This is a genomic window from Streptomyces sp. NPDC049954 (genome assembly GCF_040656295.1).
Classification (GTDB): domain Bacteria; phylum Actinomycetota; class Actinomycetes; order Streptomycetales; family Streptomycetaceae; genus Streptomyces.
Genome location: NZ_JBFALS010000030.1, coordinates 1 through 17,172, shown reverse-complemented (window position 1 = coordinate 17,172; position 17,172 = coordinate 1). Strand labels below are relative to the sequence as shown.

Genomic DNA, 17,172 nt, shown 5'->3' with positions numbered 1-17,172 from the left:
CGCTGCTGCGAAGGACCGTTCGGCGCCGTCAGACCATTACTCGCACCGTCCTGATTGACCGCCGAACCCCGCACCACCGCCAACACCCGATGCCCGTTGCGCCGCGCGTCCGACAACCGCTCCAGCAGCAGGACTCCGATGCCCTCGGCGAGTCCCATGCCGTCCGCAGCATCCGCGAAAGGCTTGCAGCGCCCGTCCAGAGCCAGGCCACGCTGACGACTGAAGCCGATGAACGCACTGGGGTTGGGCATGACGGCCACGCCGCCCGCGAGGGCGAGGGAGCACTCGCCCTGGCGCAGCGCACGAGCCGCCAGGTGCAGCGCGACCAACGAGGACGAACACGCCGTGTCCACCGTCACCGCGGGGCCTTCGAAACCGAAGGAGTAGGCGACGCGGCCGGACACGACGCTGGCCGCGTTGCCCGTCATCAGATGGCCCTCGGAGCCCTCGGGCGCCTCGTGCACCCGGGGGCCGTACTCCTGGTAGTTGGAGCCGATGAAGACGCCGGTCCGGCTGCCGCGCAGGCTCGTCGCGGGCAGACCGGCGCGTTCGAGCGCCTCCCAGGAGGTCTCCAGGAGCAGCCGCTGCTGCGGGTCCATCGCCGCCGCCTCACGGGGCGAGATCCCGAAGAACGCCGGGTCGAACGCGGCGGCGTCGTAGAGGAAGCCGCCTTCACGCACGTAGGTCTTGCCCGGGGCGTCGGGGTCGGGGTCGTAAATGCCCTCGATGTCCCAGCCGCGGTCGGTCGGCAGGCCGCCGATCGCGTCCCCGTCGGACATGATCAACTGCCACAGCTCCTCCGGCGAGGTCACCCCGCCCGGGTAGCGGCAGCTCATCGCGACGATCGCGACGGGTTCGTCGTCGGACGCCCCGGTGGTGGGCGCCGTCGTCACCGGGCCGGGCAGGGGGGCGACGGCCCCGGCGCCGGCGGAGCCCGGGGTCCCGAGGAGCCGTTCCTCGATGTACCCGCTCAGTACGGCGCTGCTGGGGTAGTCGAAGACGAGGGTGGCGGGCAGCCGCAGGCCCGTGGCCGTGTTCAGCCGGTTCCGCAGCTCCACCGCCGTCAACGAGTCGAACCCGAGGTCCTTGAAGGCGCGCTCCGCGTCGACCGAGTCGGGGGTGTCGTGCCCGAGGACGGCCGCCACCTGCTCGTGGACGAGGCCGAGGACGGCGGGGCTGCGCTCGCCGGGTGTCAGGCCCGCCAGCCGCTGCCGCAGGGAGGCGGACGCGTCGTCCGGCGTGCCCGTGGGCGTTCCGGTGCCGGTGGCGCTCTCCTCCTGGATACGCCGTGCCGCCGGCAACTCCTCCAGCAGGGGGCTGGGACGCGCGGAGGTGAAGACGGGGAGGAAGCTCTCCCAGTCGATGTCGGCGATCGCCAGGTGCGTCTGGTCGTGGTCGAGCGTCTGCTGCAGTGCGGCGATGCCGAGGTCGGGGTCCATGAAGCGCAGTCCGCGGCGGCGCAGCTGGTCCAGGTCGAGAGCTTCGGGAACGTTGTCGCCGACGGCGTCCCACACGCCCCAGGCCACCGACGTGGCCGGCAGACCGTTCGCCCGTCGCTGTTCGGCGAGGGCGTCCAGGTAGGCGTTCGCCGCCGCGTACGCGCCGTGGTCACCGACGCCCCACACGGCGGAGACGGACGAGAAAAGCACGAACGCGTCGAGCGGGGTGTCCCGCAGGAGGGCGTCCAGGTGCGCCGCTCCGGCCGCCTTGGCGTTCATGACGTCGGCGAACTCCGCCACGGTCGTCTCGGACAGCGCGGCGAGATCGATGTGGGCGGCGCCGTGGATGACGGCGCTGAGGGGAAGGTCCTCGGGTACGTCGGCCAGGAGGCGCGACAGCGCCTCGCGATCCGTGACGTCACAGGCGGTGACCGTGACCCGGGTGCCCTGCGCGCCCAGTTCGGCGACCAGGGCGTCGGCACCGGGCGCGGCGGGGCCCCTGCGGCTGGTCAGGATCAGGTGCTGGGCGCCGTTGCGGGACAGCCAGCGGGCGAGATGGGTACCCAGCGCTCCGGTGCCGCCGGTGACGAGAACGGTGCCCCGGGGCTTCCATGTGCGGCGCGGACGGGTCTCCCCCAGCGGCGCGGGCTCCAGCCGGCGCAGCAGGGTCCCGGAGGCCCGGACCGCCACCTGGTCCTCCCCTCCGGTGTCCGTGAGCACTCCGGCGAGCCGGGACCGCGCCCGCCCGTCCATGTTCTGCGGCAGGTCGACCAGGCCGCCCCAGCTGTCCGGGTACTCCAGCGCGGCCACACGGCCCACACCCCACACCGCCGCCTGTGCCGGGCTGAGGAGCGGGTCGGCGCTCCCGGTCGACACCGCGCCCCGCGTCGCGCACCACAGCGGGGCCCGCGTCCCGGTCTCGCCGAGAACCTGCGTCAGGGTGAGACTGAGCGCCAGCCCGGTGGTGACGACGGGGTGTCCGGGGTACGGGGTCTCGTCCAGTGCCAGCAGCGAGAGCACACCTGCCGGGTCGTGTCCCGCGGTGATGTCGCCCAGGCGACGCGACAGTCCGGCTCGGGCCTCCTGGCCGTCCTCCGCGTCCAGTTCGAGGGTCACGACGTGCGCGCCGTGCTCTTCGAGCGCCTGCCGCGCCCCGACGATCAGCGGGTCGTCGCCATGACCGGACGGTACGACGACGAGCCACGTGCCGGTCAGTGAGACACGCGTCGCCGTGCCGGCCGACGGACGCCACACCGCGCGGTAGCGCCACGCGTCCACCGTCGACTCGGAGCGACGCTGCCGACGCCACTGCGCGAGGGCGGGCAGGACGGCGCCCAAGGAGTCCTGCTGCTCCGCCGACTCGACGTGCAGCGTGGCGGCCAGCGCTTCGTGATCCTCGCGCTCGACCGCGTCCCAGAAGATCGCGTCCTGGCGGTCGTCAGCGGCCATGCCCTGGCCGAGGTGCCCCGCCTTGACGCTCTCCAGCCAGTAGCGCTGGTGCTGGAAGGCGTACGTGGGCAGCTCGACGCGGCGCGCACCCGTCCCCTCGAACACGGTGGCCCAGTCCACGGCCGCGCCCCCGACGAAAGCCTCGGCGGCCGAGATGAGGAAGCGCTCCACGCCGCCCTCACCCCGCCGCAGAGAACCCACCGCCGTTACCGCGACCTCATGCGCCTCGGCGGTCTGCTCGACCCCCATCGTCAACACCGGATGGGCACTGGACTCCACGAACAACCGGAAACCATCAGCCAGCAGCGCGTCCACCGTCTCCGCGAAACGCACCGTCTGCCGCAGATTGCGATACCAGTAGCCCGCATCCAGACCTGACGTGTCCAGCACTCCGCCGGTCACCGTGGAATAGAACGGTACGGACGCCGAACGCGGCGCGACACCCGCCAACTCCCGCGCAAGGACGGCCTCGATCTCCTCCACGTGCGCGCAGTGCGAGGCGTAGTCCACCGCCACCCGCCGCGCCCTGATCCCGTCCGCCTCACAGACGGACAGCAACTCGTCCAGGGCATCCGCGTCACCCGACACCACCACCATGCCAGGGCCGTTCACCGCAGCCAGCGAGACCCGGCCCTCCCACCGGGCGAGCAGGTCACCGATCACGTCCTCACCCAGCGAGACCGACACCATGCCGCCACGCCCGGACAGGACCTTGAGCGCCTTGCTCCGCAGCGCCACCACCCGCGCCCCGTCCTCCAACGACAGAGCACCCGCCACACACGCAGCCGCGATCTCACCCTGCGAGTGACCCACCACCGCAGCCGGCACCACACCCACCGACCGCCACACCTCGGCCAACGACACCATCACAGCCCACAACACCGGCTGCACCACATCCACCTGACCCAGCCAGGCATCATCACCAGAGGCATCACGCAGAATCTCGGTCAACGACCAGTCCACGAACGGAACCAACGCCGCACCACACTCCGCCACCCGAGCAGCGAACACCGCGGACGAATCCAGCAACCCCGCCGCCATACCCAGCCACTGCGAACCCTGACCCGGGAACACGAAGACGGTCCCCGTACCACGACGGACGACGCCGTCGACGAGGCCCGGCGTGCCTCGTCCCGCGGCGTACGACTCCAGTTCCCGGATCGCTCCCGTCCGGTCGGGGGCCAACACGACCGCGCGATGGTCGAAGGCGGAACGTGTGGTGGCGAGCGAGAGGCCGGTGTCACCACCGGTCAGCTCGGGGTGGGCCGCCAGGTGCTCCAGCAGGCGGCCGGCCTGGGCGCGCAGCGCCGTCGCCGACTTGGCGGACATGACCCAGGGGACGACCGGCAGGGCCGTCGGCGCCGTGCGGGCCGGGGTCTGCGTGTCCTGGTCCGAGGCGGGGGCGGCAAAGGTCGCGGGAGCGGTGGTGGCCTGCGCGGCGGGCGCGGGCGAGGCGTCCGCCGCCTGGTCCTCGTCCTGCTCGGTGGGGGCCTCTTCGAGGACGGCGTGGGCGTTGGTTCCGCTGATGCCGAAGGAGGACACACCGGCACGGCGCGGTTCCTCGCCTCCGGGCCAGGGGGTCGTCTCCGTGAGGAGCCGTACGGAACCGGTCGACCAGTCCACGTGGGGGGAGGGCTCGTCGACGTGCAGGGTGCGCGGCAGTACGCCGTGCCGCATCGCCAGCACCATCTTCATGATGCCGGCCACGCCGGCCGCGGCCTGGGTGTGCCCGATGTTGGACTTCACCGAACCGAGCAGCAGGGGTGCGTCGGCGGGGCGTTCGCGCCCGTAGGTCGCGAGCAGCGCCTGGGCCTCGATGGGGTCGCCCAGCTTCGTCCCGGTGCCGTGCGCCTCCACGGCGGCGATCTGGCCCGCGGTGAGGCCGGCGTCCGCGAGGGCGGCACGGATGACGCGCTGCTGGGCGGGGCCGTTGGGCGCGGACAGTCCACTGCTCGCGCCGTCCTGGTTGACGGCGGTGCCGCGTACGACGGCGAGTACCGGGTGGCCGTTGCGCCGGGCGTCGGAGAGGCGCTCCAGGAGGAGCATGCCGGCTCCCTCGGCCGGGCCGAAGCCGTCCGCCCCGGCCGCGAAGGGCTTGCAGCGGCCGTCGGGGGCGAGGCCGCGCTGACGGCTGAAGCCGATGAAGGTGCCGGGGGTGGCCATGACGGTGACGCCACCGGCGAGGGCGAGGCCGCACTCGCCGCGGCGCAGGGCCTGGGTGGCCAGGTGGAGCGCCACCAGCGAGGACGAGCACGCGGTGTCCACGGTGACCGCGGGGCCTTCCAGGCCCAGGCTGTAGGCGACGCGTCCGGAGACGACGCTGATGGCGCTGCCGGTGACCAGATGGCCCTCGACGCCGTCGGTGGCCTCGTGGACCCTGGGCCCGTAGTCGGGTGCGACGGCTCCGGCGAAGACGCCGGACTGGCTGCCGCGCAGGGAGGCCGGGTCGATGCCGGCGCGCTCGATGGCCTCCCAGGCGGTCTCCAGGAGCAGGCGCTGCTGGGGGTCCATGGCGACGGCCTCGCGCGGCGAGATGCCGAAGAAGTCGGCGTCGAAGTCGCCGGCCTCGTGGAGGAAACCGCCCTCGCGGGCGTAGGTGGTGCCCGGCTGGTCGGGGTCGGGGTCGTACACGGCGCCGGTGTCCCATCCACGGTCCGCCGGGAAGGGCGTGATGGCGTCCTCCTCGCCGTGGACCAGGCGCCAGAAGTCCTCGGGGGTGCCCGCGCCGCCGGGGAAGCGGCAGCCCATCCCGACGATCGCGATCGGCTCGTGAGCCGCCGCCTCGACCTCCTGCAGGCGGTTGCGGGTCTGGTGCAGATCGGCCGTGACCCGCCGGAGGTAACCGAGGAGCTTTTCTTGTTCCGACATCAGGACCTCACGAACTGGGGAAGCTGGGCGTGCGGCGGGCAGGAGGGGAAGGACCTCGGCGACCGCGTGACAGGGCGTGCGGTCGGGTGGGCGGGAGGGCTCACGGCGGAGGTCTCGGAGGGGCACTCCGAGGGGTGCGCGGGTGGCTTCGTCAAGGGGATCAAGCGGAACCGGAATCCTCCGACGGGCCGAACTCCTGGTCGATGAAGGCGAAGAGTTCGTCCGCCTCCGCCGTGTCCAGGTGGTCGGCGACCTTGGCGGGGGTGTCGGCCGCGTCCGGTCCGTTCTCGGCCCGGTCCCCGCCCCACGCGGACACGGCGGCCAGGAGTCTGTTCAGCCGCGTGGCGACGAGGTCACGCGCTTGGGGACCGGAATTCGGGCCGGCCTCGCGCAACGCGGTCTCCAGCCGGTCGAGTTCGGTGGCGAGGGTGTCCGCGCCGCCGGGCCCGGGGGCGGGCGCGATCTCGTCGCCGAGGTGTGCGGCGAGCGCCTCGGGGGTCGGGTAGTCGAAGATCAGGGTGGCCGGCAGCCGTAGCCCCGTGGCCGCGTTGAGCCGGTTTCTGAGTTCGACGGCGGTGAGGGAGTCGAAGCCGAGTTCGAGGAAGCCCCGGTCGGTCGCTATGGACACCGCCGCCCCGTGTCCGAGGACGGTGGCGGCGTGGTCCTGGACCAGCCGGACCAGCGTCCTGCTGCGCTCCGCCTCGCCGAGTCCCGAGAGCGTGCGGGACAGGGACGGTTCCTGCTGCTCTCGTGGTGCCTGGGCGAGCGCCCGCCGTACCGGTGCCGGACGCCGTACGAGGCTCCGCAGCATGGCCGGCGGCGGCGTGGCACCCTGCGCCGCCCGTGCGGCCGGCGTGTCGGTGTCGAACCGTGCCGGTACGACGACGGGTTCGGCCAGGCCGCCCGCGGCGTCGAGCAGTTCCAGCCCCTCCCGGGAACTGAAGGGGAGCAGGCCGCCGCGTGTCATCCGGGACAGGTCCGTCTCGTTCAGGTGGCCGGTCATGCCGGTGCTCTCGCCCCACAGCCCCCAGGCGAGCGAGGTCGCCGGCAGGCCGAGGGCCCCGCGGTGCTGCGCCAGGGCGTCCAGGAAGGTGTTGGCCGCGGCGTAGTTGGCCTGGCCCGCGGAGCCCAGGACGCCCGCGGTGGAGGAGAACAGGGCGAACAGGGTCACGTCGAAGCGGCGCGTCAGCTCGTGCAGGTGCCACGCCGCGTCCGCCTTGGCGCGCAGTACGGCGTCGATCCGCTGCGGGGTCAGGGACGTCAGCGTCGCGTCGTCCAGGACGCCCGCGGCATGGACGACCCCGGTGAGTCCGCCGCCGTCCGGCAGGTCGGAGAGCAGGGCCGAGACCGCCTCACGGTCGGCGACGTCGCATGCCAGGACCCGGACCGACGCGCCGAGGGAGGTCAGCTCCTCCTGGAGTCGCGGCATCCCCTCGGCATCCGGCCCGCGGCGGCTCACCAGCAGCAGCCTGCGCATCCCGTGCTCCTCGACGAGATGCCGTGCGACGAGGCGTCCCAGGACACCTCCCGCGCCGGTGATCAGTACGGTGCCGTCCGGGTCCGGTGCGGCCGGGACGCTGAGTACCAGCTTGCCCACGTGGCGGGCCTGGCTCATGAAGCGGAAGGCTTCGGGCGCCCTGCGCACGTCCCACACCCGGGCCGGGAGAGGGTGCAGCCGGCCTTGCGCGAAGAGATCGACGACCTCCGCGAGCATCTCGCCGATCCGTTCGGAACCCGCCTCTCCGAGGTCGAAGGCCCGGTACTCCACACCCGGGTGGTCCGCGGCGATCGCGGCGGGGTCGCGTAGGTCCGTCTTACCCATCTCGACGAAGCGTCCACCGCGGTGCAGCACCCGTAGTGAGGCGTCGACGAACTCCCCGGCCAGGGAGTTGAGGACGACGTCCACTCCGGTTCCGCCCGCCGCCTCGCCGAACCGCCGCTCGAACTCCGTGGTCCGCGAGGACGCGAGGTGCGCCTCGTCGACACCCAGGGCCCGCACGGTGTCCCACTTGGCCGGGCTCGCGGTGGCGAACACCTCGACGCCCCAGGCGCGGGCGAGCTGCACCGCGGCCATGCCGACGCCGCCCGCGGCGGAGTGCACGAGCAGCGACTCGCCCGCGCGCACCCCCGCCAGCTCACGCAGCGCGTAGAGGGCGGTGACGTACGCCACCGGTACGGACGCGGCCTGGGTGAACGACCAGCCGTCCGGGACGCGCGCGAGTGTGCGGTGGTCCGCCACGACCAGCGGGCCGAAACCACCGGACCAGATGCCCATCACCCGGTCGCCGACGGCGTAGGCCGAGACGCCACGCCCGGTGTCGACCACGACGCCCGCCCCCTCGCCACCCATCAGGGCCTGGTCGGGGTACATGCCCAGCGCGATGAGCACGTCGCGGAAGTTCAGCCCCGCCGCCCGTACGGCGATCCGCACCTCGTGCTCGCCGAGTTCACGGTTCGCGTCCGGGGCCGGCCGCAGCGCCAGGTTCTCCAGCGTCCCGTCCGCGGACGCCTCCAGCCGCCAGGCCCGCGCGTCACCAGGGGGCGCCAGTACCCCCTCGGCGGCGCCACCGGCCAGCCGCGGCACGCCGATCCGGCCTTCCCGCAGCGCGAGTTGCGGCTCTCCGGTCAGCGCGGCCTCGTGCAGAGCGCCGAGCGACGCCTCGGTGTCGTCCAGGTCGAGCAGCACCAGTCGGTCCGGGTGCTCGGCCTGCGCGGAGCGCACCAGCCCCCACGCGGCGGCCGCCGGCAGGTCGGACGGGGCCTCGTCGGCGCCCACGGCCATCGCCCCTCGTGTCACCAGGACCAGCCGCGCCGGTTCGAGGGCGTCTGCCCCCAGCCACGTCGTGACCAGGTCCAGTGTCCAGTGCGTCATCCGTCGCGTCGCCGCGAGGACGTCCCCCTCCGGATCCGATACGGCGTTGACGAACACCAGGCCGGGGACCGGCGCACCCGAGAGCACCTGCTCTTCGAGGGCCGCCAGGTCCGTGTACTGCGCCGGCAACCGCTCCGCCGTCTTGAGCGCGCCGACCAGGTCGGAGGTGTCCGCTCCGACAACTGCGCAGCCGCCGCTCGCCGTCACCTGGTCCGTACTGGGCCGCGTACTCCAGTCCACCCGGTACAGCGCGTTGTTCACCCCCGCCGCAACCGCGAACTGTTCCCCGGTGAGCTCGCGCGTCACCAGGCCGTCCGCCGACGCGACCGGTGTGCCTTCCGTGTCGGTGACCAGTACGGACAGTCCGTCGTCGCCTACTGGCGTCAGCCGGACCCGCAGCGCCGAGGCGCCGGTCGCGAACAACGACACGCCACGCCACACGAACGGCAGCCGGACGCCTCCGCGGTCGTGCCCGGTGTCCGTCAGCCAGGCGTGCAAGGCCGAGTCCAGCAGCGCGGGGTGCAGTCCGTACCGGCCCGCCTCCGCACGCGCCTCCTCCGGGAGGACCACCTCGGCGAAGACCTCCTCGCCCCGCTGCCAGACCCCGGCCAGCCCCCGGAACGCCGGCCCGTACGACACCCCCGAGTCCGCCAGACGCTCGTAGAACCCCCCGAGGCCGACCACGTGCGCACCCTCCGGCGGCCACACCCGCAGAGCCTCGCCCACCCCCACGACACCCGCACCACCAGCGCCACCCGACACCAGCACCGCTGAGGCATGACGCGTCCACGGTGCGTCGGAGGTTTCGGCGCCTGCGGTGGTGTCGTCACGACGGGAGTACACGCCGAGCTGCCTTCGCCCGTCTTCCTCCGGACCGTCCAGAACCACCTGGACCGCGACCGCTCCGTCCTCGGGCAGGAGGAGAGGCGCCTCCAGCGTCAGTTCCTCCAGCCGGTCGCAGCCGACCGCGTCCCCCGCCCGTAGGGCCAGTTCCACGAACGCCGTTCCCGGCAGCAACGCGGCCCCGGACACCGCGTGGTCGGCCAGCCAGGGATGGGTCCGCAGCGACAGCCGCCCGGTCAGCAGTACCCCGCCCGTCGCCGGCAAGGTCAGCGCAGCGCCGAGGAGCGGATGACCGGCGGCGCCCAGGCCCAGCCCCGCAGCGGCTTGCAGATCGTCTTCGGGGCCGGTGCTCTCCAGCCAGTAGCGGTCACGCTGGAAGGCGTACGTGGGCAGCTCGACGCGGCGCGCACCCGTCCTCTCGAACAGGGTGGCCCAGTCCACGGCCGCGCCACCGACGAAGGCTTCGGCGGCCGAGGTGAGGAAGCGCTCCAGGCCGCCCTCACCCCGCCGCAGAGAACCCACCGCCGTTACCGGGGTGTCATGGGCCTCGGCGGTCTGCTCGACGCCCATCGTGAGGACCGGGTGGGCACTGGACTCCACGAACAGCCGGAACCCGTCGGCCAGCAGCGCGTCCACCGTCTCCGCGAAACGCACCGTCTGCCGCAGATTGCGATACCAGTAGCCTGCATCCAGACCCGACGTGTCCAGCACTCCGCCGGTCACCGTCGAGTAGAACGGCACCGACGCCGTACGCGGGGAGACATCCGCCAACTCCCGCGCAAGGACACTCTCGATCTCCTCGACGTGCGCGCAGTGCGAGGCGTAGTCCACCGCGATCCGCCGCGCCCTGATCCCGTCCGCCTCACAGACGGACAGCAACTCGTCCAAGGCATCCGCGTCACCCGACACCACCACCACACCGGGACCGTTCACCGCAGCCAGCGACAGCCGGCCCTCCCAGCGCGCCAGCAGACCGCTCACAGCCTCCTCTCCCAGCGAGACCGACACCATGCCGCCCCGACCGGACAGAACCTTGAGCGCCTTACTACGCAGCGCCACCACCCGCGCCCCGTCCTCCAACGACAGAGCACCCGCCACACACGCAGCCGCGATCTCACCCTGCGAATGCCCCACCACCGCAGCCGGCACGACACCCACCGACCGCCACACCTCGGCCAACGACACCATCACAGCCCACAACACCGGCTGCACGACATCCACTTCACCCAGCCACCCGTCGTCACCAGAGGCATCACGCAGAATCTCGGTCAACGACCAGTCCACGAACGGGGCCAACGCCGCACCGCACTCCGCCACCCGAGCGGCGAACACCGGAGAGGACTCCAACAGCTCCGCCGCCATACCCAGCCACTGCGAACCCTGACCCGGGAACACGAGGACAGCCTGTCCACGCGAGCCCGCGACGCCCCGCACCACGCCGGGCGCCACACTTCCGTCCGCGAGTGCCTGGAGGCCGTCGGCGAGACCTTCCCGGTCACCGGCGAGGAGGACAGCCCGGTGCTCGAACACCGACCGCGCGGTCGCCAGGGTGAAACCGACGTCCAGGGGCGCCGGTCCTGCCTGTCCACGCACACGGCCGAGCAGTTGCCCGGCCTGCGCTCGCAGCGCGGCTTCCGTACGTCCGGACACCACCCACGGGACCACCACCGGCGGTTCCGGATCGCGGTCGTGAGCATCGGGGTCACCCTGATCGCGGTCGTGACGCCGCTCCCCGTACTCGTACTCCAAGTCGTCCGGGGCCTGTTCGAGCACGGCGTGGGCGTTCGTCCCGCTCATGCCGAAGGAGGAGACGCCCGCCCGCCGGGGCCGTCCGGTCTCGGGCCAGGACACGTCCTCGGACAGCAGCCGCACCGCGCCGGAGGACCAGTCGACGTGCGGGGAGGGTTCGTCGAGGTGCAGAGTGCGCGGCAGTACGCCGTGCCGCATGCCGAGCACCATCTTGATGACGCCGGCCACTCCGGCAGCGGCCTGGGTGTGCCCGATGTTCGACTTGATCGAACCCAGCCACAACGGCTGGTCCTCAGGACGGTCCTGCCCGTAGGTGGCCAGCAGCGCCTGCGCCTCGATCGGGTCCCCCAGCCGGGTACCCGTACCGTGCGCCTCGACCGCGTCGACCTCGGCCGCCGCGACTCCGGCGCTCTCCAGCGCCGCCCTGATCACCCGCTGCTGCGAAGGACCGTTCGGCGCCGTCAGACCATTACTCGCACCGTCCTGGTTGATCGCGGTGCCCCGCACCACCGCCAGCACCTGATGCCCGTTGCGGCGGGCGTCCGACAACCGCTCCAGGAGGAGGACGCCCACCCCCTCGGCCGGCCCGAACCCGTCGGCGGCAGCCGAGAACGGCTTGCAGCGGCCGTCGGGTGCCAGTCCCCGCTGGCGGCTGAAGCCGACGAAGGTCCAGGGGGTGGACATGATCGCGGATCCACCGGCCAGGGCGATCGAGCATTCGCCTGTCCGCAGCGACTGCACCGCCAGGTGCAGGGCCACCAGCGACGAGGAGCACGCGGTGTCGACTGCCACGGCGGGCCCTTCCAGGCCGAGAACGTAGGCGAGGCGGCCGGAGGTGACGCTGAGGGCGTTTCCGGTGACGAGGTACCCCTCGACGCCGTTCGACGGGTCGTGCCGGCCGGTCCCGTAACCGTGCGTACCCGCGCCCATGAAGACACCGGTCTGCGTCCCCCGCAGGGACGCCGGGTCGATGCCCGCGCGCTCGACGGCCTCCCAGGAGGTTTCCAGGAGCAGGCGCTGCTGCGGGTCCATCGCCAGCGCCTCACGCGGCGAGATCCCGAAGAACGCCGGGTCGAAGCCCGCGGCCTCGTCGACGAAGCCACCATGGCGCGTGTACGTCTTCCCCGGGGCCTCGGGGTCTGGATCATAGAGCCCCTCGACGTCCCAGCCCCGGTCCTCGGGGAACCCGGAGATCGCGTCACGGCCCTCGGACAGGAGTTCCCACAGCTCCTCAGGAGACCGCACACCCCCGGGGAGACGGCAGCTCATGGCGACGATCGCGATGGGCTCGTGCTCCGACTCGGGGCGCACGGCGGGCTGGGCGGCCGAGGGAGCGCCCTCCTGGTCGCCGAGCAACTGGGTGTAGAGGTAGTCCGCCAGGGCGACGGGACTCGGATGATCGAAGACGAGGGTGGCGGGCAGCCGGTGTCCGGTGGCGGTGTTGAGCCGGTTACGCAACTGGACCGCTGTGAGGGAGTCGAATCCGTGCGCCTTGAAGGAGAGTTCGGGCTCGATCCCGTCCGGCGTGGGATGGCCGAGAACCGCGGCGGACTGCTCCCGCACGAGGCCCAGCAGTATCCGGCGGCGCTCCGCCTCGCCCGCCCTGAGCAGGCTTCGCCGCAGGGGGGAGTCGTCCGTTTCCTGCGCCGCCTGAGTCAGCGAGCGCCGCGCCACGGCGCTCCGGCCGGGTTCTCCGACCGTACGGACGGTGGCGCCCGCCGCCGACAACTGCTCCGGCATCACCGGGCGAACCACCAACGCCTCCGCCGCCGCGACGGGGGTACCTTCCGTGTCGGCGACCAGTACCGACAGTTCCTCCCCCTTCGGCGTGAGCCGTACGCGCAGCGCCGACGCACCGGTCGCGAACAACGACACCCCACGCCACACGAACGGCAGCCGCGTGCTCTCCGCGCCACCGTCGTCCAACGGGGCCAGCCCCGCTTGCAGTGCCGTGTCCAGCAGGACGGGGTGCAGTCCGTACCGGCCTACCTCCGCACGGGCCTCCTCCGGGAGGACCACCTCGGCGAAGACCTCCTCGCCCCGCTGCCAGACCCCGGCCAGCCCCCGGAACGCCGGCCCGTACGAGACCCCCGAGTCCGCCAGACGCTCGTAGAACCCCCCGAGGTCGACCACGTGCGCACCCTCCGGCGGCCACACCCGCAGAGCCTCGCCAACTCCCACGACACCCGCACCACCCGACACCAGCACCGCCGACGCATGACGCGTCCACGGCTGGTCCGAGTCCGCCTCGATACGGGCGTACATCTCCAGCGACCGCGCGCCGTTCTCGTCGGGCCCCCCGACCGTCAACTGCACCTGGACGGCACCCTGCTCCGGGAGCGGCAACGGCGCTTCCAGCGCCAGTTCCTCCACGTGGTCGCAACCGACCGCGTCGCCCGCCCGCAGCGCCAACTCCACGAAGGCGGCGGCCGGTAGCAGCGGAGTACCGTGAACAGCGTGCTCGACGAGCCAGGGATGCGTCCGCAGTGACAGCCGGCCCGTCAGCAGCGCACCGCCGGTCGCCGGAAGAGTGACGGCCGCGCCCAGCAGGGGATGGTCGGCGGCCGAGAGCCCGGCGGAGCTGACGTCACCCCGCACGGCGGCGGACGGTTCGATCCAGTAGCGCTGGTGCTGGAAGGCGTACGTGGGCAGCTCGACGCGGCGCGCGCCCGTCCCCTCGAACAGGGTGGCCCAGTCGACGGCCGCGCCACCGACGAAAGCCTCGGCGGCCGAGGTGAGGAAGCGCTCCACGCCGCCCTCACCCCGCCGCAGAGAACCCACCGCCGTCACTGCGGTGTCATGGGCCTCGGCGGTCTGCTCGACGCCCATGGTCAGCACCGGGTGGGCACTGGACTCCACGAACAGCCGGAACCCGTCGGCCAGCAGCGCGTCCACCGTCTCCGCGAAACGCACCGTCTGGCGCAGATTCCGATACCAGTAGCCCGCGTCCAGACCTGACGTGTCCAGCACTCCGCCGGTCACCGTGGAATAGAACGGTACGGACGCCGAACGCGGCGCGACGCCCGCCAACTCCCGCGCCAGAACTGCCTCGATCTCCTCCACGTGCGCGCAGTGCGAGGCGTAATCCACCGCCACCCGCCGCGCCCTGATCCCGTCCGCCTCACAGACGGCCAGCAACTCGTCCAGGGCATCCGCGTCACCCGACACCACCACCATGCCAGGGCCGTTCACCGCCGCCAGCGACAGCCGGCCCTCCCACCGGGCGAGCAGGTCACCGATCACGTCCTCACCCAGCGAGACCGACACCATGCCGCCACGCCCGGACAGAACGCGCAGCGCCCTACTCCGCAGCGCCACCACCCGCGCCCCGTCCTCCAACGACAGAGCACCCGCCACACACGCAGCCGCGATCTCACCCTGCGAATGACCCACCACCGCAGCCGGCACCACACCCACCGACCGCCACACCTCGGCCAACGACACCATCACAGCCCACAACACCGGCTGCACCACATCCACCTGACCCAGCCAGGCATCATCACCAGAGGCATCACGCAGAATCTCGGTCAACGACCAGTCCACGAACGGAGCCAACGCCGCACCGCACTCCGCCACCCGGCCGGCGAACACCGGAGAGGACTCCAGCAGTTCCGCCGCCATACCCAGCCACTGCGAACCCTGACCCGGGAACACCAACACCACACGGCCATCCACACCGACCGCGTCACCCCGGACGAGCCCCGGCACCTCCCCACCCTGCGCCAACGCGGTGAGGCCGGCGGCCAGTTCCTCACGGTCCCCGGCCACCACCACCGCGCGATGCTCGAACACCGAACGCGTCGTCGCCAACGAGAGGCCGACATCCGACGGCGACACCGCCGGGCGTTCCCCCAGGTAGGACAACAGCTGCCCGGCCTGCGCCCGCAACGCGCTCCCGGACTTGCCCGACACCACCCACGGCACCACCGACGCCGGCGCCGGCATCCGCGAGGGCTCCTCCTCCCAACCCGAACCAGGACCCTCGGTGGGAACGAGGGCAGGTGCCTGCTCAAGGATCACGTGCGCGTTCGTCCCGCTGACGCCGAAGGAAGAAACCCCCGCCCGTCGTTCGTGCCCCGTCTCCGGCCAGGTGATCGCGTCGGTCAGCAGCTCAACGGCTCCGGCCGTCCAGTCGACGTGCGGGGAGGGTTCGTCGACGTGCAGGGTTTGCGGCAGTACGCCGTGCCGCATCGCCAGCACCATCTTGATGATCCCGGCCACCCCGGCCGCCGCCTGTGTGTGCCCGATGTTCGACTTGATCGACCCCAGCCACAACGGCCGGTCCTCAGGACGGTCCTGCCCGTACGTCGCCAGCAACGCCTGCGCCTCGATCGGATCACCCAACCGGGTCCCGGTACCGTGCGCCTCGACCGCGTCCACCTCAGCCGCCGCGACCCCGGCGCTCTCCAACGCCGCCCGAATCACCCGCTGCTGCGAAGGACCGTTCGGCGCCGTCAGACCATTACTCGCACCGTCCTGATTGACCGCCGAACCCCGCACCACCGCCAACACCTGATGCCCATGACTCCGCGCGTCCGACAACCGCTCCAACAGGAGCAGACCGACACCCTCACCCCACCCCGTACCGTCCGCGGCAGCAGCAAACGGCTTGCACCGGCCGTCCGCGGCCAGCCCACGCTGCCGGCTGAACTCGATGAAGAGTTCGGGCGTGGACATCACGGTGACGCCGCCCGCCAGGGCAAGCGTGCACTCGCCCCGGCGCAGGGCCTGGGCGGCCAGGTGGAGCGCCACCAGGGACGACGAGCAGGCGGTGTCCACGGTGACCGCCGGGCCTTCGAGACCGAAGGTGTAGGAGATACGGCCCGAGACGACGCTGGCGGCGCTGCCGGTCACCAGGTGGCCTTCGACGTTCTCGGAGGCCGCCTCGCGAAGGCTCCGTCCGTAGTCCTGGCCGTTACTACCGATGAAGACACCGGTAGGACTGCTCCGCAGGAGCGTGGGATCAATGCCGGCCCGCTCGAAAGCCTCCCAGGACGCCTCCAGGAGCAGTCGCTGTTGAGGGTCCATCACGGTTGCCTCGCGCGGCGAGATGCCGAAGAACTTCGGGTCGAAGTCGCCCGCGTCGTCCAGGAAGGCACCCTCGCGGACGTAGCTCTTGCCCAGTTCGTCGGGCTCCGAGGCGAACAAGGTGTCGAGGTCCCAGCCACGCCCCGCGGGGAACTCGGTCAGCACCTCCCTGCCATCGGCCAGCAAACTCCAGAGGTCTTCCGGCTCGGTCACACCGCCGGGGAAGCGGCAGCTCATCGCCACGATCGCGATCGGCTCCTCGTCGGCCGCCGCCACTGTGGACAACGCCGGCTGGGGCGCACCGCGCACCCCCATGGCCTCGCTGCGCAGTACTTGGGCGAGGGCTTTCACCGTGGGATGGTCGAAGAGGAGGGTGCTGGGAAGACTCAGTCCCGTGGCCGCGTTGAGACGGTTGCGCAGGGTGACGGCTGCCAGGGAGTCGAAGCCCAGTTCCTTGAAGGGGCGGTCGACATCGACCTGGCCGGCCCGGCGGTGACCCAGTACGGCCGCCACATGGGAACGCACGAATTCCAGTACGGTTCGTTCCTGCTCCGCGACTCCCAGACCCGCGAGCTTCTGCCGAAGGGATCCCCCAGTCGTCTCGGAGCCCTCGTCGGCCGCACCGTTCTCGGTCTCCCGCGTCAGCTCCCGCAGCAACCGGGACGACCGCACACCGCCCCTGGCCTCCGCCAGAGTGTCCCAGTCGACGTCAGCGATGAGCAGCGACGACGACACGGGGTCGTTTATCGCCGTCTCCAGCGCGGAGATGGCCAGTTCGGGGGACATGGAAGGCAGACCGTGCCGTTCCCAGCGGTCAGCGACGGCCCCTGCCATGCCGTCGTCGGCCCAGGGCCCCCACGCGATCGACGTCGCCGGCAAACCCTCACTACGCCGCAACTCCGCCAACGCATCCAGATACGCGTT

2 protein-coding genes are annotated in these 17,172 nt (G+C 72.2%); both read right to left on the bottom strand.

The features are described 5' to 3' along the window. On the bottom strand, positions 1-5,756 hold a 5,756-nt coding region (locus AB0J21_RS33380), incomplete at its 3' end, for a type I polyketide synthase (protein WP_363149930.1). Positions 5,757-5,916: 160 nt separating this feature from the next. Beyond that, positions 5,917-17,172, bottom strand: an 11,256-nt coding sequence (locus AB0J21_RS33375) for an SDR family NAD(P)-dependent oxidoreductase (RefSeq protein WP_363149929.1), incomplete at its 5' end; no start/stop codon positions are given.